At 64.8% G+C, this 17,037-nt stretch carries 10 protein-coding genes; 4 read left to right on the top strand and 6 right to left on the bottom strand.

All coding sequences use genetic code 11. The features are described 5' to 3' along the window. Positions 1-49 precede the first annotated feature (49 nt). Positions 50-1,426 (top strand): bifunctional UDP-N-acetylglucosamine diphosphorylase/glucosamine-1-phosphate N-acetyltransferase GlmU, encoded by a 1,377-nt coding sequence (gene glmU, locus BZG29_RS01425; protein WP_077398355.1) that lies wholly within the window; start codon positions 50-52, stop codon positions 1,424-1,426. Between the two features lie 433 nt (positions 1,427-1,859). On the opposite strand, the gene BZG29_RS01420 is transcribed toward glmU, so the two are convergent. From BZG29_RS01420 to BZG29_RS01410, 3 genes are all read right to left on the bottom strand, one after another. After that, complete coding sequence (locus tag BZG29_RS01420; RefSeq protein WP_253192748.1) at positions 1,860-3,530, bottom strand: ShlB/FhaC/HecB family hemolysin secretion/activation protein; 1,671 nt, start codon at positions 3,528-3,530, stop codon at positions 1,860-1,862. 34 nt (positions 3,531-3,564) lie between these two features. Further along, positions 3,565-8,550 carry a YDG domain-containing protein gene (locus BZG29_RS01415; protein WP_077408908.1) on the bottom strand — a complete coding sequence of 1,662 codons (4,986 nt, stop codon included), beginning with the start codon at positions 8,548-8,550 and terminating at the stop codon, positions 3,565-3,567. A 329-nt stretch (positions 8,551-8,879) separates the two neighbouring features. Then, positions 8,880-10,886, bottom strand: coding sequence for a sensor histidine kinase (locus BZG29_RS01410; RefSeq protein ID WP_171984915.1), 2,007 nt, complete (start codon positions 10,884-10,886; stop codon positions 8,880-8,882). Positions 10,887-10,966: 80 nt separating this feature from the next. Here BZG29_RS01410 and BZG29_RS01405 point away from each other — a divergent pair, with 80 nt between their 5' ends. Continuing rightward, positions 10,967-11,665 carry a response regulator transcription factor gene (locus BZG29_RS01405; RefSeq protein WP_077398352.1) on the top strand — a complete coding sequence of 233 codons (699 nt, stop codon included), beginning with the start codon at positions 10,967-10,969 and terminating at the stop codon, positions 11,663-11,665. Positions 11,666-11,979: 314 nt separating this feature from the next. Here BZG29_RS01405 and BZG29_RS01400 read toward each other — a convergent pair whose 3' ends face one another. After that, the gene (locus BZG29_RS01400; RefSeq protein WP_077408907.1) at positions 11,980-12,453 is read right to left on the bottom strand and encodes an Lrp/AsnC family transcriptional regulator; all 474 of its coding nucleotides are present in this window, start codon (positions 12,451-12,453) and stop codon (positions 11,980-11,982) included. A 161-nt stretch (positions 12,454-12,614) separates the two neighbouring features. Here BZG29_RS01400 and glmS point away from each other — a divergent pair, with 161 nt between their 5' ends. Next, positions 12,615-14,444 carry a glutamine--fructose-6-phosphate transaminase (isomerizing) gene (gene glmS, locus BZG29_RS01395; protein WP_077398351.1) on the top strand — a complete coding sequence of 610 codons (1,830 nt, stop codon included), beginning with the start codon at positions 12,615-12,617 and terminating at the stop codon, positions 14,442-14,444. A 54-nt stretch (positions 14,445-14,498) separates the two neighbouring features. On the opposite strand, the gene BZG29_RS01390 is transcribed toward glmS, so the two are convergent. Both BZG29_RS01390 and BZG29_RS01385 read right to left on the bottom strand, forming a co-directional pair. Further along, positions 14,499-15,383, bottom strand: a complete 885-nt coding sequence (locus BZG29_RS01390; protein ID WP_077408906.1) for a methylenetetrahydrofolate reductase — start codon at positions 15,381-15,383, stop codon at positions 14,499-14,501. Between the two features lie 13 nt (positions 15,384-15,396). Next, complete coding sequence (locus tag BZG29_RS01385; protein ID WP_077398350.1) at positions 15,397-16,296, bottom strand: LysR family transcriptional regulator; 900 nt, start codon at positions 16,294-16,296, stop codon at positions 15,397-15,399. Positions 16,297-16,425: 129 nt separating this feature from the next. On the opposite strand from BZG29_RS01385, the gene msuE reads away from it, so the two are divergent. Next, positions 16,426-17,007, top strand: a complete 582-nt coding sequence (gene msuE, locus BZG29_RS01380) for an FMN reductase (protein WP_077398349.1) — start codon at positions 16,426-16,428, stop codon at positions 17,005-17,007. The last annotated feature ends 30 nt before the right edge of the window (positions 17,008-17,037 follow it).

Below are 17,037 nucleotides of genomic sequence, written 5' to 3'. Positions count from 1 at the left end.
GGCCTGCGTGTTAAACTTTTTCATATTCTTAACTTATAAAAGACGGTCTATGAACGTTGTCATTCTCGCTGCCGGTATGGGCAAACGTATGCAGTCGGCACTGCCCAAGGTATTGCACCCGTTGGCGGGCAAGCCGCTGTTGTCGCACGTCATCGACACGGCGCGCGGCCTGGCGCCGTCCCGATTATGCGTGATTTACGGGCATGGGGGCGCAGCGGTGCTGAAGTTGCTTGACGGCTACAAGGTGAACCATGGCGTGCAGATCGACGCCGCCGAGCAGGCGCAGCAGCTGGGCACCGGCCATGCCGTCCAGCAAGCGCTGCCTTTGCTGGATGACAGCGTGCCGACCCTGATCCTGTACGGCGACGTGCCGCTGACCAGCGCCGCTTCCCTGCAGCAGCTGGTGCAGGCGGCCGGCAACGATAAACTGGCCATCCTGACCGTGGAACAGGACGACCCGTTCGGCCTGGGCCGCATCGTGCGCGACAACGGCGCCATCGTGCGCATCGTCGAGGAAAAGGATGCCACGCCCGCCGAGCGCGCCATCCGCGAGATCAACAGCGGCATCATGGTCGCGCCCACCGTGCAGCTCAAGCAATGGTTGTCGGCCTTGTCGAATGATAATGCCCAAGGGGAATACTATCTGACCGATATCGTCGCCCAGGCCGTCGCCGATGGCGTGGCCGTCACTTCGGCCCACCCGGCTGCCGTGTGGGAAGTGGCGGGCGTCAACAGCAAGGTGCAGCTGGCCCAGCTGGAACGCATCCACCAGAACAATATCGCGCAAGCGCTGCTGGAACGGGGCGTGACCCTGCTCGATCCGGCCCGCATCGACGTGCGCGGCGAACTCATTTGCGGCCGCGATGTCACCATCGACGTGGGCTGCGTGTTCGAAGGCCGCGTGGAACTGGGCGACGGCGTGCGCGTGGGCGCCAACAACGTCTTCATCAACGCCACGGTGGCGGCTGGCGCGCACATCAAGCCCTTCTGCCATATCGAGGACGCCATCGTCGGCGCCGCTTCCATCATCGGCCCCTACGCGCGCCTGCGCCCGGGCACAGTCCTGGCGAAAGACGTGCATATCGGTAACTTCGTCGAAGTGAAAAACAGCCAGATCGCCGCCCACAGCAAGGCCAACCACCTGGCTTACATCGGCGACGCCACCATCGGCTCGAAGGTCAACATCGGCGCCGGCACGATCACCTGCAACTACGATGGCGTGAACAAGTTCCGCACGGTCATTGAAGACGATGCCTTCATCGGCAGCGACAGCCAGCTGATCGCCCCCGTCACCGTCGGCAAGGGCGCCACCCTGGGCGCCGGCACGACCTTGTCGAAAGATGCGCCGGCCGGCAAGCTGACGGTATCGCGCGCGCGCCAGGTGACCATCGATGGCTGGACGCGCCCCGTGAAAATCAAGAAGTAAGCGGCGCAGTCAGCCCTTGCACACAGGCAGGCCGCATGGCCTGCCTTTTTTGTATGTGGATAACTCTGTGGGCAAGCCACTGCACAAGTGGCGCATAAGCCTGTGTGCAAGCCTGCGCATAAGCTGTTGGCAAGTTTTTCAATCTGGCCCGCCATGCGCTTGTCGCTGCCTTTTCCGCTGATTCCAGCGGTTTGCCAGCGATGTAATCCCCTTTTTCTGCGGATTGTGGATAACTCTGTGCGTAAGTCTGCGGATAAGCGCTGGATAGCGTGGGTACAAGTGGGGATAACTGCATATTTGTCACCCACTTTCAGGATATCGCTGTGGGTAAGCCTGTGGAAAAACCGTGCACAGACGGTGGATAGCTGGTGGGTAACTCTTGCGTTGGATCAAGCAACAGCCGAAAGTCGGGCTTCCGGCTGTTGCCGCCGCATCAGAAGCGGCGATTCAGTTCGACCCACAGGCGGGCCGAACTGCGCGACGCCAGCAGGACTGGCGTGCCGCCGATGGGCTTGGCGACGTAGGCGCGGGCATTCCACTGCTGCCCGCCCGCCCAGTTCACGCCCAGTCCGGCACCGTGCAGGCGCGCGCTGTTCGGGCCCGGCGTCCAGCGCTGCTGGTTCACCGTCACGCGCGCGCTGTCGACGAAGGCCACGGCTTGCCATTGCCCCGCATCGCTGGCGCTCAGTTCATGCCGCCATTCCGCGCTGCCGAAATAGCCGAGGTCGCCAGCTGCCGCGCCCACGTCATACGCGCGCACCGTGTACGGGCCTCCCACGCTCATCTTTTCGGAGGAATCGAGATTGCTGTCCGCCCACTGTCCCGCGAAGGCCAGGTACACGGCGTTGCGCTGGTCCAGGTTTTGCAGGCGCGACAGGTTGACGTTCCATTTCGCAAAATTGCCATGGCTGCGGGCGCTGAAGGCGTCGTTCAGGCGCGTCAGCGGGTCGCTGATATCGAGCTTGCCAGCCGTCGCGGCCACGCTCCAGCTGGTGATGGCGCCAGCGAAGGCGGCATCGCGCACGTCGCCGCCCAGGGTGGCGCTCAGGTTGTCCAGGCGGCGGTCGCTGCGCATGGCGCTGGCGTCGATGCGGTCGCGCAGGTGCACCTGGTCATATTGCAGCTGGATCGACATGTTCGCATCGCGGCTGCGCAGCAGCGGATGGCGCAGCCAGGCACTGGCGACCTGGGCCGTGCCATGTGCATGCAGCGGGCGCATGGCGCCTTCCAGGCGGTAGCGCAGGGCGGACATGGCCACCCCGGCGCGCGTGCCGGCGCCGTTCAGCAGCAAATCATAGCCGAGACGCGCATACGACATGCTCTTGCCCGAGCTGAGCACGCTGGCGCTGGCCACGTCGCCCTGGTGCAGCGGGTTGTACAGGTACACGGTGGCGCCAAGGCGGGCGCGGCCCGTGTAGCGGTTGCCATTGTTGTCGAGGAAGGCAGCGCCGGCCATGCGCGGACCGGACCAGGCATCGACCAGCAGGTCGGAGCCGCCCACTTCGGCGCCGGGCGTGAGCGTGGCCGTGATGGCGACATTCGGTATGTCGGACAGCAACAGCAAGCTGCGGTCGAGTTCTGCCTGGCTGATGGTCTGGCCTGTTTGCAGCGGCGCCAGCGTGGCGTTCAGCAAGGCGTCGCTGACATCGCTGCGGTTGTCGATGCCCACCTTGCCGTAGCGCGCCTCGAGCACGTCGATGCGCACGATGCCCTGGCGGATGGTTTGGGCGGGCACGATGGCGCGCGCCAGCGGATAGCCATGGGCGCGGTAGTAGCTGGTGATGCGGGCCGCCAGTTCTCCCAGTTGCTCCAGGGATAAGGTCGTGCCATGGGCGCTGGCGACGAGCGCCTGCAAGGTGGCCGTGTCGAATGCGCTGTTGCCGGCGATGTCGATTTGCGTGACGAGAAATGGCGCGCTGGCGGGCAGCGGCGCGCCCTCTTTCTGTTCGATGCGCAGCGCCGGCGCGCCGGGAGCCGTATTGGCGGGCGTGGCCGGCTGCAACTGGCGCAGGATGGCGCCCGCATCGGGCACGACCGGGGTGGTTTGTGCTACGGCGCATGGCGCAAAGGCCAGCAGCAGCAGGGACAGCAACGGTTGTTGCATCAGGTGTCGCGGAGTCAAGGAATGAGTCATGGTGTTATTGATTTACGTTAAGCATGTTGGCGGGCAGCTTGACGCCGCCCAGGACGACTTGCAGGGCCGGGCCGCGGCTGCCGATCTGCATGCTGGTGTTTGGCAAGGCATTGCTGGCGGCGGCAGTGCCGGCCGGGGCGTCCGTCTGCGTGACGGTGATGGTGGGCGCGGCGGCCAAGGTGCCGGGACGCGTGTCGGCAAAGCTGCCCAGCACCTGCGCCTGCAGTTGCACCACGGCTGCCTGGGCCGGCGGTGGCAGGCTGGCCGGCGGCGGCAGGCTTGCCGACGTCAGGGTCAGCGCGCCGGCATTGCCCTCGGCTTGCAGGAAGGCATAGTCGGCCGAGGCCAGGCCGCTGCCGGTGATGGCGTAGTTGCCAGCCGGACTGCTGGCCGTGGCCGGGCTGGTCCAGGCCAGGGTGCCGCTGGTGGCGTCGGCCAGGGTGTCGCCGCCCAGCAGGCCGCTGACCTTGCCGCTCAAGCCTTCCGGCGTGCGGCCGCCCGTCAGGCTGGCGGCGGTGGCCGTGTACAGCAAGCTGGCCTTGCCGATATCGGCGGTGATGTTGCCCGGTTGCACGAGGTCATAGTTGCCTGCATCCGCGCCTTGCAAGGCAAAGCCGTCGACGATGACGGTTTTGCCTGTTCCGGCGTGCTTGTCGGCAAAGCGGGCAGCGCCGCCCGCCACGCGCAGTTCATCGCCGCCCAGCGCCTGCACGCTGGCCTTGCCCGTCAGGGTGGCGCCCGTGCTGGCGTCATACACTTTATTTGCCGCGCCCACGCCGCTCACGCCGACAGTAGCTTTACTGATGTCGGCCGTAACCTTGCCCGGCTGCACGAGGTCATAGTTGGCCGCATCCGCGCCTTGCAAGGCAAAGCCGTCGACGATGACGGTTTTGCCCTTGCCCGCGTTCTTGTCGGCAAAGCGGGCGACGCCGCCGGCCACGCTCAACTGGTCGCCGCCCAGCGCCTGCACGGTGGCCTTGCCCGTCAGGGTGGCGGCAGTGCTGGCGTCATAGATTTTGCTTGCCGCGCCCACGCCGGCCACTGCCACGCTGGCCTTGCCGATGTCGGCCGTGACGTTGTTCGGCTGCACCAGCACATAGTTGGCCGCATCCGCGCCCTGCAAGGTAAAGCCGCTCAGGGTGACGGTCTTGCCCATGCCCGCATTCTTGTCGGCAAAACGGGCGGTGCCTCCGGCCACGTTCAGCTGGTCATCGCCCAGCGCCTGCACCTTGGCCTTGCCGGTCAAGGTGGCGCCCGTGCTGGCGTCATAGACTTTATTGGCCGCCCCCACGCCCTGCACATTCAGCGTGGCGCGGTTGACGGTGGCGCTGTGCCTGCCGCCTTCCAAGGTGTAGTTGCTGGCCTGGCCCGTGCTGCCGTCAGCCAGCGCCAGCGTGCCGTTGGCCATGGTCTTTTTTCCACCCGCGTTTTTGTTGTCGAGGATACCGTTACCCGAAAGCAACAGGTTCTCGCCTTGCACCAGGCCGCTCAATGTCAGCAGACCGGCCGCCATGCTGGCGCTGCCGTCATAGGTGCGCGTGCCGTTCAGACTGATGACGGCCCGGTTGATCGTCAGGGCGCCCGCCTGCAGATCGATGTCATACCCTTGTTGGCCGGAATACAGGTAGGTGCCGACGGAGTTGTAGAGGCCGGCATCGCGGATGGCGCCGTACAGGCTATTGCTTGAGGAAAAGACTTGCCCGGAGCCGGCAGCGCCAGCGACCGAGTAACGTGCATTGGTCAGGCCCCCCGCATAGCTGTGGCCATCGTAAGTCTTGCTGACAGCATCCGAGGTGACTGTCAGCGCGGTCAGGAAGCTGCGCAGCAACGGCGCTGTCTGGCCTTCATAGATGCGCCAGATGGCGCCGCTGCCGGCGTTCGTGGCCATATCCCAGCCATCGAAACTCGATTTCGAGTGCAGTTGCGCATCGCTCAAGGCGCGCACGTTCGTCTGCGCGCCGCCACCGCTGCCGATGCCCGGGACGCCGTCAGTACTGGTCCAGAAGCTGTTGTTTACCTGGCTGAAGTTGGTGCCGATTAACGCGCCCTTGCTGGTCTCGCCCTTGACCATGCCCGTCGCATACGTGTTCTCGACGGTACTGCCCATGTTGAGGCCGATCAGGCCGCCCACGGACGTGCTGCCGCTGACGGCGCCGCTGGCGTAGCTGTTGTTGATATTGCCGTCGTTCGTGCCGAGCAAGCCGCCAACAGACTCGCGGCCATTGACCGTTGCGCTGCTGTAGCTGTTGGAAATGAGGCCCTTGCCGAAGCCCGCCAGGGCGCCGACGTGGATGACGCCGCTGATGCTGCCGCCCAGTAAGCCGATATTGCTGATGACGGAGGAGCTATCCGCATAGCCGAACAAGCCGACGATATCGAAGTCGGACGCGATGGTCAGTCCGCTGATGGTATGGCTCTGGCCATTCAAGCTGCCGGTGAAGATATTTTCTATGCCGCCGCTCAGGCCGTTTGCCATACCGACAGGAATGAATCCATTCTTGCCCCAGACGCCCTTGCCGCCCGCCGTGGCGCTGGCATCGATGTTGGCTCCCAGCACATAGCTGCCATTGAGTGCCATGGACATCAATTGCAGCTGGTGCGCATTGTAAATCGTTGTGGAATACTCGGATGCCAGCATGGGATAGGTGCCGCCTTCGCCATGGCCGGCATTATTCAAGTTGCCGTCCACGTTGACCAGCACCCAGTTATTGCCCTGCGCGCCAGGCGTGGTGGTGAAATTGAATCCCGTAAAACTGCTGGCCGTGCGCATCTGCGTGTCCGTCAGGCCGGTGCCGCCCTTGGAGGTCGCCTGGCCCGTACCGTCGATGGACCAGAAGCTGTTGCTGATTTGCTGGGGCGCGTTGTTGCTGCCGATCAAACCGCCGAAGTTGGTGCCGCCGTCGGCGATGAGCAGGCGCCCCGCCGCGTAGCTGGTATTGACGGATCCCGCTCCCCAGTTGGCGCCCACCAGGCCGCCGATCTCGGTCTTGCCCGCCACGCTGCCCGTGGCATAGCTGTTGCTGATCGTTCCCAGGTTGATGCCGACCAGGCCGCCGCTCTGGGTATTGCTGCTGACGGCGCCCGAGGCGTAGCTGTTGACGATGGTGCCGCTGTTGCGCGCCACCAGGCCGCCGCTGATGAAGCCATCGGCGATGACGTCGAGCGCCGCATAGCTATTCTTGATCGTGCCCTTGTTGTCGCCCACCAGCCCACCGGCGTAATAGTGGGTCTTGATGCGGCCGCCATTCAAGCCCACGTTCTGGATCAGGGCATCCTTGGTGGTCACGGAAAACAAGCCGCTGCCGCCGCCGGAACCGGACATCATGCTGAGCTGATTGATGGAATGGCCGAGGCCGTCGAAGATGCCGCCAAAGGCCGCATCCCTGCCCAGCGGCACGAAGCCCGCGTCCCACCAGTCGGGGTTCCAGGCGGCCGAGGCGGTGGCCGAGGCGTCGATGTCGGCGCCGAGCACAAAATTGCCGTTCGGCTTGCCGTTAATGCCTTGCAAGTCGGTGCCCGTGACACTGCGATAAGCGCCCAGCTGGGTAATCACCGTGTAGCCGGTGCGCACGCCATCGGCGCCCAGCTTGGTGCTGAAGTGTTGTCCGGCGGGCAAACTCACCTGCGCGCCGTTGCCCAGCTGATACACGGCCGTGTTGCCGGCAGCGGCGGCGCCCTGGCCGTATTCCAGCGCCAGGCTGGCCGTGCCGGAACCGTTCAGGTTGGCGTTGATATTGATGTTGCGCTGCGCATTCAAGGTCAGTTCATTGGCCGACCAGCTGACCTGGTCGTTGACGTGCACGTCGCCGGCCGTGCCGTGGCTGCCTTGCGTGCTCTGGATCACGACATTGCCGTTGCGCAAATTGGCCGTCAGGGCGGCGCCGCTGATGTCGCCGCCGCTGGCGGCGATGGTGAAGTCGACGGGGTCGATCAGCCAGGTGCCGGCGCGGCCCTGGGCAGCGGCCGTGCTGATGCGCACGTCGTTGCCGATCTTCACGTGAGCGGCGCTCGTCTCGATGAAGCCGCCATTGCCGCCATTCGGGGCGCTGGCGTCCAGGGTGCCGCTCACATGGGTGGTGCCGGCGGTCATACCGCCGAGCAAGATGATGCTGCCATCGCGCTGTTCCACGCTGCGCGCCTCGATGACGCCCGTGTGGTTGACGACGCTGGCCAGCAGCGAATCGCGGGCGCCTGCGCTCATCAGCACCTGGCCGCCATCGGCGCGGATCAGGCCGCCGTTCTCGGCCAGGTTGTTCAAGGTGCTTTGCTCGATGCGCAGTTGCAGCAGGCGCGCGCCGTCAAAGCTCAGGGTGGCGGCGCTGCCGGCGCCCAGGGCGACCGTGCCCAGGCGGGCCGAGATGGCGCCCTGGTTGCTCACTTGCCGGCCCAGCAGGGCGACATAGCCGCCATCGGCCGCGCGCAGCGTGCCTTCGTTGACGACCTTGCCAATGCCTTGGCCGCCGAACGCGTGTTTCGAACCGCCCAGGCTGGCGCTGTCGACGTCGAGCGTCGAGGCCACCAGGCCGCCCACGTTGACTTGTGCGCCGCGGCCGAACAGCACGCCGTTCGGATTGATCAGGTACACCTGGCCATTCGCGTTGACTCTGCCGAGGATCTGCGTGCCGTTGCTGTCGAAGATGCGGTTGACGGCCAGCGCGCTGGCCGAGGGCTGGACGAAGTTGACGGTTTCCTTGGCGCCCACGTTAAAACTGTTCCAGTTCAGCGCGGCCTGCTGGCTCGATTGCCTGATCGTGGTGCTGTCGCCCTGCTGGCTGATGCTGGCCGTGCCGCTCACCACCTGCCCGCCCGTGGGCGCGGCCTGCGCCGGTCCTCCCAGCGCCAGCGCCGTCATGGCGGCCGCTGCCGCGGCCAGTTTGCGGCGGCTGCCCTTGCCGCGCCCGCGCGACGTTTCCGCGACGGCGACCCAGGCGTTCAAGACGTGGCTCCAGACGAGGCGGTAGATGTGGTTCAACGATCCGTGACGGTGCATGCGATGTCCTTGTTGATATGAATGGGAAAACGCCCGCGCGCCTGCGGACCTGGCCGGGCTGGCGCGGGCGGGAAATGGGGGAAGAACGGGTCAGGAAAGCAGCGCGAACAAGGAGGGGCCGGTGAGGTGGCTGGCGAGTTGGTTGCGGTGCATGTTTTCCCTGTGCTGTGCGTGGACGGCGTCCGTTGCGGCTTTCGTTGCTTTTTTAAATATAAACGTTATAAAAAGCTACAAAAATTTCTGAGCGGAAAGATATCAGAACGGGGAAATTTAAAATTGAGCAAACCTGAGCGATTCCCGACTGATTTAGTCGGGAATGCGCGCGGTCGTCAGACGGGCAGGCGCAGGGCGAAGCTGATGGTGCCGTTGTTGCCGGCGCTGGCCAGTATTACCTGGCCGCCGTGCAATTCGGCGATGCGCTGCACCAGGTACAGGCCCAGGCCGGCGCCGGGCTTGTGCTGGGCGATGCGGCCACGGAAGTATTTCTGGAACAGGCGCGGGATTTCATCGGCGGGCAGCGGCTCGCCTTCGTTGCTGACGGCGATCTGCACACGGCCGTCATCGAGCGTGCCGGCCTGCACGCGGATCGCCAGGGCTTGCGGCGCGTGCCGGTCTGCATTGCTGAGCAAGTTGCGCAGGGCCACGCGCAGCAGGCTGGCGTCCACCACGGCGCTGGCGGGCAGCGCCTGCACGCTGGCTTCGATGCGGCCGGGCGGCCATTCGGCCAGCACGGCCGTCAGCAGCGCGGGCAAGTCGCATGGCAGGGGCCGGAAGGTTGCCGCGCTCGTTTCCATGCGGTCGGCGCTCAGATATTCATCCACCAGCGCCGTCATGCGGCCGCTGGCTTCGCGCAGGTTCTGGCAGCGCTGCAGGGTTTTTTCCCGCGGCGCGTCCGTGTTGCGGGCAATTTGCTGGGCCGTGGTATTGATGATGGCCAAGGGCGTGTGGAATTCATGCGACACCATGGCAACGAAATCCTGCTGCTCTTCGCGGGTGCGGGTTTCCACTTCCAGCGCGGCGCGCAATTCGCCCTCCAGCACGGCGCGCCGGCCGATTTCCTGCCGCAGCGCCATGGTGCGCAGCGCCACCTGCTCTTCCAGGCGTTCATTCAGGGCGCGCACGGCGCTGACGGCCTCCGCTTGCGCCCGGTCCTTGGCGCGGCGCAATTCGGCGTAGCGGCGGTTGAGGCGCAGGCTCATCAGCATCATGTGCACGAAGGCGCCCAGGGTGGCCGCATGGTTGGTCCAGAAGTTCGGCGGCACGATGGCCATATTGCGCAGGAAACTGATCACCACGCCCGCGTAAAAGATGCCGAAGATAAACAGGAAGGCGTGCGCCGGACGATGCCCGCGCAGCGCCAGCCAGCTGGCCAGGGCGATGAACAGCACGATCAATGGCAAGGCCGTCATTTGCACGACGAGCACGCCGGCGGCATAGTCGCCGTGCAGCACCAGCAGCGCCCCGCACAGCGCGGCAGCGGCCGTCAAGCCCACCACGACGCGGCTGAAACGGGGATACAGGGCGGGCAGTTCCAGTTGCAATGTGGAAAAACGCGCGCCGACGGCGATGGACATCGCCATCGATACGCCCAGCATGGGATCGGACAGCCAGTTCGGCATGGTGAAGATTTGCTGGGGAATGGCGATCGTCAGCGCTTCCGTCGTGGCATTCGTCAGCACGTACAGCAGATACCAGCCGCTGTGGGCTTCGCGCGTCATGCGCCAGAAAAAGATGTGGAACAGGATCAAGAGTAAATAACTGCCGAACTGCAAGCCGTAGTACAGGTATTCGCGGCGCGAAGCGTTGTCGAAGGCATCGCTGGGCAGCAAGGTCAGCTCCGTCGACATGGCCTTTTTGCTGTGCAGGCGCACCAGCCAGCGCTGCGGCGTATCGGCTTGCAGGCGCAGCGGAAACACCACCTGGCGCGCATCGATGGGCCAGTTGCCGCGCGCCACGTCGGCGCCCGCTTCCTGCAAGACCCAGTGGCCTGCGGCATCCCAGCGGTACAGCCGCACGTCGTCGAGCACGGCGTTGCTGAAACGCACGACCCATTCATCGGGGGAACCTGCCGCGCGCGCCACGTCCAGGCGCAGCCAGACGGCATCCTGCGTGTAACCGGCGCTGACGGCGCCGGGCAAGGTGCGCCAGCCTGGCGCCGCCAATGCCGCATCGGGCCCCAGCCGGCCCGTGGCATCGCGCAGCATCTGCAGGTGGCCGCTGGCGGACACGGGCTGCCCGCTGGCCGGCAGCAGCAGCGGCGCAGGCACGGGCGCGGCAGCTGCGGCGTGGGGGAACAGGGCGGTGAATAACAGGCAAAGGGCGAGCAGGATTTTCATGGCGCAGGAGCTTACCACGGCCATTGTGGCAGTCAAAAAGACAACTTCCCGGCCCCACGGCGATCGGTTATCCTTGCGCCATGTTGAACCTCATCCTGCTTGAAGACGAAGCCGTGCTGCGCCACGAGTTGACCGAGTTCCTCGGCGATTGCGGCTACCGCGTCAGCGCCGTGGCCGACCTGGCCGCCTTCCACGCCTGCTACGCGCCGGCCGTGCACCGCATTGCCATCATCGACCTGGGCTTGCCCGATGGCGAAGGCATGGTGCTGGTGCGCGCCTTGCGCGCGCAGGGGCAGCCCATCGGCATCGTCGTGTTTACGGCGCGCGGGGCCACGCAGGACAAGGTCAACGGACTGGGCGGTGGTGCCGACTACTACCTGCCGAAGAGCGCCGACCTCGATGAGCTGGCCGCCACCCTGGGCGCGCTGGCCCGGCGCCTGGGTGCGCCGCCTGCCGACGCGCCGCCGCCTTCCACGGCCTGGGTGCTGGAACTGGGACCGCGCCGCCTCTTGCCGCCCGGCTGCGGCGCCATTGCGCTATCGCAACAGGACGTCACCGTGCTGCACGTGTTGATGGCCGAGCCGGAACGCATCGTCAGCCGCCAGCAGATCGTGCAATCGCTGGGCGAGGATTTTCTCAGCTACGACCAGCGCCGCCTGGACACCCAGATCAGCCGCTTGCGCCGCAAGGCCGAACAGGCGGCGGGCCTGGCCTTGCCCATCAATACCGCCCGCAACGCCGGCTACCGCTTCTATGCCGAAGCGGAAGTGCGCCCCTGAGTTTGCCGCCTGCCGCCGCGGACAGGCTGTGGATAAGCCTGTCGATAAGTGGGCTGCTAACTTGTTGGCAAGCTGTGTGCTGCCGGTGCACAAGTTGACCTGGCAGTAGCTTGTACACTTTTTGCATGCCGGTGCAGTACCGTCGCGGGCCGCCTGGCGCTGCTTCCCCGCGCATCCCTTGCTCTGCTGCCATGGCTTGCCCGCGTCATGCTTGTGCATAAGCCTGTGGGCAAGTGCGGCATAAGCGGTGGAAAAGCGCCGTATAAGTGTGTGGGCAAGCGGTGGGCAAACGGTGGATAAATGAAAGTAAAGAATCACACGGCGATGCGCGTCTCGAATTTGCTGCGGAACGTGGAAAAATAGCTTTTGACGTTGCGCACATTCGCGTGCGCGGCAAACAGGCGGTGCGCCAGCGCGTGATACGCGGGCATGTCGGCCACCTGCACCATCAGCACGAAGTCAGGGCCGGGCGAGACGCGGTAGCATTGCAGCACGGCCGCTTCCTGCGCCACGAGCTGCTCGAATTCCGCCATGCGCTCCGCCGCCTGCACGTCGAGCGTGATTTCCACGATGGCGGTCAGGCGCGCCCCCACCAGCTGCGGCGCGACGATGGCCACTTGCCGTTCGATGACGCCGCTTTCCCGCAAATGCTTGACCCGCCGCAAACAGGTGGGCGCCGAAACGTGCACCGCTTGCGCCAGCTCACTGTTGGTTTGCGATGCATCAATTTGCAAGGCGTTCAGGATGCGACGATCGATCTCGTCGAGGGTAATGTTGCTATCGTTCATGGTTTTGATGAATTGGAAAATAAATCGATTATAAATGAAATAATATTTCATCACAAAATGAGTGTGAAATATTCAGTCAAAAATACACAGATTTAGAAAGCATATTTCATTCACTCTGCATTAGCATGCTTGCATTGATTAAATTTTAGACAGAGGTTTCCATGTGCGGCATCGTCGGCGCGGTAGCGCAACGTAATATCACTCCCATCCTGCTCGAAGGCTTGAAGCGCCTGGAATACCGCGGCTACGATTCCTGCGGCATCGCCCTGCATGCGGATGGCCGCTTGCAGCGTTCGCGCTCCACCTCGCGCGTGGCGGAATTGGAAAAGCAGATCGCCGAAGAAGGCTTGAGCGGTTTCACGGGCATCGCCCACACGCGCTGGGCCACGCATGGCGCCCCTGTCTCCTTCAATGCCCACCCGCACTTTTCCCCAACGGAAGAGAACGCCCGCGTGGCGCTGGTGCATAACGGCATCATCGAAAACCACGACGAACTGCGCGCCGAACTGACGGCCTTGGGTTACGTTTTCCAGAGCCAGACGGACACGGAAGTGATCGCCCATCTGGTCGAGCACATGTATAACGGCGACCTGTTCGAAACCGTGCAGCAAGCCGTCAAACGCCTGGACGGCGCGTATGCGATCGCCGTCTTCTGCCGCGACGAACCGCACCGCGTGGTCGCCGCGCGCCAGGGCTCGCCCCTGATCGTCGGCCTGGGCAATGGTGAAAACTTTGTTGCCTCCGACGCCATGGCGCTGGCCGGCACGACGGACCAGATCATCTACCTGGAAGAAGGCGACGTGGTCGACCTGCAACTGTCGCGCTGCTGGATCGTCGACGTGGATGGCAAGCCGGTCGAGCGCGAAGTGAAAACCGTGCACGCCCACACGGGCGCGGCCGAGCTGGGCCCGTACCGCCACTACATGCAGAAGGAAATCTTCGAACAGCCGCGCGCCATCGGCGACACGCTCGAAGGCGTGACGGGCATCATGCCGGAACTGTTCGGCGACGACGCGTATAAAATCTTCAAGCAGATCGACCGCGTGCTGATCCTCGCCTGCGGCACCAGCTCGTATGCGGGCATGACGGCCAAGTACTGGATCGAAGCGATTGCCAAGGTGCCCGTCAGCGTGGAAGTGGCCAGCGAATACCGCTACCGCGACAGCGTGCCGCATCCGAACACGCTGGTGGTGACGATTTCGCAAAGCGGCGAAACGGCCGACACCCTGGCCGCCCTGAAACATGCGCGCAGCCTGGGCATGCAGCACACCTTGACCATTTGCAACGTGGCCACCAGCGCCATGGTGCGCGAATGCGCCTTGGCCTACATCACGCGCGCCGGCGTGGAAGTGGGCGTGGCGTCGACCAAGGCGTTTACGACGCAGCTGGCGGGCCTGTTCCTGCTGACCCTGTGCCTGGCGCAAGTCAATGGCCGCTTGAGCGAAGAACAGGAAGCGGCGCACCTGAAAGCCATGCGCCACCTGCCCGTCGCCATCGCTTCCGTGCTGGCGCTGGAACCGCAGATCATCGCCTGGTCCGAAGAATTCGCCCGTAAGGAAAACGCCCTCTTCCTGGGCCGCGGCATGCACTACCCGATCGCCCTGGAAGGCGCATTAAAACTGAAGGAAATCTCGTACATCCACGCCGAAGCGTACCCGGCCGGCGAACTGAAGCACGGCCCGCTGGCCCTGGTGACGAATGAAATGCCGGTCGTTACCATCGCGCCGAACGACGCCCTGATCGAAAAGCTGAAATCGAACATGCAGGAAGTGCGCGCCCGCGGCGGCCAGCTGTACGTCTTCGCCGACGTCGACTCGCGCATCAGCTCCGGCGAAGGCCTGCACGTCATCCGCCTGCCCGAGCACTACGGCGACCTGTCGCCGATCCTGCACGTGGTCGCGCTGCAATTGCTCGCGTATCACACGGCATTGGCGCGCGGCACGGATGTGGACAAGCCAAGGAATCTGGCGAAGTCGGTGACGGTGGAGTAAGCCGGCTGGATGGCGTCTGTTGCTGGCGGCGCGCTGCCGCCGGCGAGGCGCTCGTCAGCCAGGGGCCGGGGCGGTGCGGAAACGGTACTGCTCTATCCACTTCACGGATTGTGCGATGCCGCCGAAGGGAAAGAAATGCAGGCTGACCTTGCCGTGGGCTGCTGTCAGGCCGGCGGTCAGGCGCTCGACAAACAGATCCGGCCCCGCCGTGCCGAACAGCTTGCCGATGGACACGCCGTACTTGGACCACATCGATGCGCAGGCGCTGACGCCGCACAATGCGGCATAGCGGGCCAGCACTGCGATGCTCGCGGGACCCGGCACGCCCACGCGCACGGGATGGTCAATGCCGCGCTCGCGCAGCGCTTTGAGCCACGTCAACACGATGTCGGCATCAAACGCAAACTGCGTGACGATCAAGGGCGTCATGCCGCGCTGCTCGATGCTGCGGCACTTGCGTTCGAGCACATCCCACTGCTCTGCCTTGCTCATGACCGGATGGCCTTCCGGATGACCACCCACGCCGATCACCTGCATGCCCGCGCGCTCGAACACGCCTGTGTCGATCAGCGCGGCACTGTCGGAAAACGGCCCCATCGCAGTGGATGGATCGCCAGCGATCACGAAGCAGCGCTCGACGCCCGCTTCGGCGACCGCGCGCCGGATGAAGGACTCAAACTCGGCGAACGAGGCAATCCGGCGTGCGGACAAGTGCGGCATGGGCTCAAAGCCGAGGGTGCGCACGATGCGGGCCGCGGCCAGCCGCGCGGCGTTGTCCTCGCGCGGCAGGTAGGGAATGGCAATGGTGGACGCGGGCGCTATCCGCGGCGCCGCCGCGCTCAACGCAGGCATGTCCTTCGCGCTGACTTCCAGGGAATAGGCGTGCGTGATATTGCCAGCGGCCCTGGGCTGAGCGGGATGCATCAAGAGATGACCCATGGCGTCGCGGCGGTCACTGCGCACTGGCGCTGGCAGGCTGGCGCGCCAGTGCGATGAAGGCGCGCACGTAGTCGATGGCGGTGTCCGTTTCGCGTGCCCCCAGGAAAATCTGCTTGGCGATGCCGCGCGCGCCCAGGCGCACCGGCACCACGTCCATCTTGGCCGCATATTCCTCGACCAGCCAGCGCGGCAGTGCGGCCACGCCGCGGCCGCTGGCCACCATCTGCAGCATGATGTCGGTCGTTTCGATGGCTTTGTGGCGCTTGGGCGTGACACCGGCCGGCAAGAGGAATTGATTGTAAATATCCAGGCGTTCGATGTCCACGGGGTAGCTGATGAGCACTTCCCGGGTCAGTTGCTGCGGCTGCACATACGCCGCCGCAGCCAGTGCATGGCCCTTGGCCACGACGAGCACCTGCTCGTAGTCGAACACGGGTTCGAAGGTCAGCCCCGGCTTGTATAGGGGGTCGGGCGTGACCAGCAGGTCGATCTCGTAGCCGAACAGCGCGCCGATGCCGCCAAACTGGAACTTCTGCTTGACGTCCACATCCACGTCGGGCCATGCGGCCAGATACGGGGACACGATCTTGAGCAGCCACTGGTAGCAAGGGTGGCATTCCATGCCGATGCGCAGCGCGCCGCGCTCGCCCTGCGCGAACTGGCCCAGGCGCTCTTCGGCCAGGTCCAGCTGCGGCAGCACCCGGTTCGCCACCGCCAGCAGGTACTGGCCGGCCTGCGTCAGGCGCAAATTTCTCCCTTCGCGCAGCCAGACGTCGGTGCCCAGCTGCTGTTCCAGCTTCTTCATGCTGTGGCTCAGGGCCGACTGGGTCAGGTGCAGCACGCCTGCGGCGGCCGTCAGCGAGCCTTGTTTCTCGACCTGCTGGACGATGCTGAGGTGGATGCGTTCAAGCATTGAGATGAGCCATGTTCATGGATGTATGAAATAAGACCATTATACTTCATCGATTCCTCCCGCTATCATCCACTTCCCTGTTGCCGGCATTTACCAGGCCTTCGCGCATCACTCCCTATGAAAGCAAACATGACACGTCCACTGCGTTTAGTCGCCGTCTCCGGCGGCCTGCAACGCCCGTCCAAGGCGGCAGCCCTGGCCGAGCACCTGATGGACCTGATCGCGGACGAAGTGCTGTGCGAGCAACGCCTGGTCGAACTGGGCCAGCTGGCGCCGCAGCTGGCCGGCGCCGTCTGGCGCTCGCAGCTGCCCGAGACGGTGGAGCGCGAACTTGCGGCCGTCGAGCAAGCCGACATCGTGGTGGTGACCACACCGGTCTATCGCGGCTCGTACACGGGGCTGTTCAAGCATTTCTTCGACTTCATTCATCAGGATGCCCTGATCGACAAGCCCGTCCTGCTGGCCGCCACCGGCGGCAGCGAGCGCCATGCCCTGATGATCGACCACCAGTTGCGTCCGCTGTTCAGCTTTTTCCAGGCGCGTACCTTGCCGCTGGGCGTGTATGCCACCGACAAGGATTTCGCCGATTACCGCGTGCAGGACGAGGCCCTGATCCAGCGGGCCGCGCTGGCGGTGCAACGGGCCTTGCCCTTGATCGCATTGACGCGCCATGCGAGCTCTGCCACGACGCAAGAGCTGGCCGCAGCCTGAGACGCATGGCCACAGTCGCCAAGCAAGCAA

The sequence above is a fragment of the Janthinobacterium sp. LM6 genome, from assembly GCF_002002885.1.
In the GTDB taxonomy this organism is placed as follows: Bacteria; Pseudomonadota; Gammaproteobacteria; order Burkholderiales; family Burkholderiaceae_D; genus Janthinobacterium; species Janthinobacterium kumbetense.
This window is presented reverse-complemented; position numbering and strand designations above follow the sequence as displayed.

Excerpts from the sequence above, each read along its gene's own strand:
- glmU (WP_077398355.1), top strand. The coding sequence starts at position 50 with ATGAACGTTGTCATTCTCGCTGCCGGTATGGGCAAACGTATGCAGTCG.
- BZG29_RS01420 (WP_253192748.1), bottom strand. The coding sequence starts at position 3,530 with ATGCAACAACCGTTGCTGTCCCTGCTGCTGCTGGCCTTTGCGCCATGC.
- BZG29_RS01415 (WP_077408908.1), bottom strand. The coding sequence starts at position 8,550 with ATGCACCGTCACGGATCGTTGAACCACATCTACCGCCTCGTCTGGAGC.
- BZG29_RS01410 (WP_171984915.1), bottom strand. The coding sequence starts at position 10,886 with ATGAAAATCCTGCTCGCCCTTTGCCTGTTATTCACCGCCCTGTTCCCC.
- BZG29_RS01405 (WP_077398352.1), top strand. The coding sequence starts at position 10,967 with ATGTTGAACCTCATCCTGCTTGAAGACGAAGCCGTGCTGCGCCACGAG.
- BZG29_RS01400 (WP_077408907.1), bottom strand. The coding sequence starts at position 12,453 with ATGAACGATAGCAACATTACCCTCGACGAGATCGATCGTCGCATCCTG.
- glmS (WP_077398351.1), top strand. The coding sequence starts at position 12,615 with ATGTGCGGCATCGTCGGCGCGGTAGCGCAACGTAATATCACTCCCATC.
- BZG29_RS01390 (WP_077408906.1), bottom strand. The coding sequence starts at position 15,383 with ATGGGTCATCTCTTGATGCATCCCGCTCAGCCCAGGGCCGCTGGCAAT.
- BZG29_RS01385 (WP_077398350.1), bottom strand. The coding sequence starts at position 16,296 with ATGCTTGAACGCATCCACCTCAGCATCGTCCAGCAGGTCGAGAAACAA.
- msuE (WP_077398349.1), top strand. The coding sequence starts at position 16,426 with ATGACACGTCCACTGCGTTTAGTCGCCGTCTCCGGCGGCCTGCAACGC.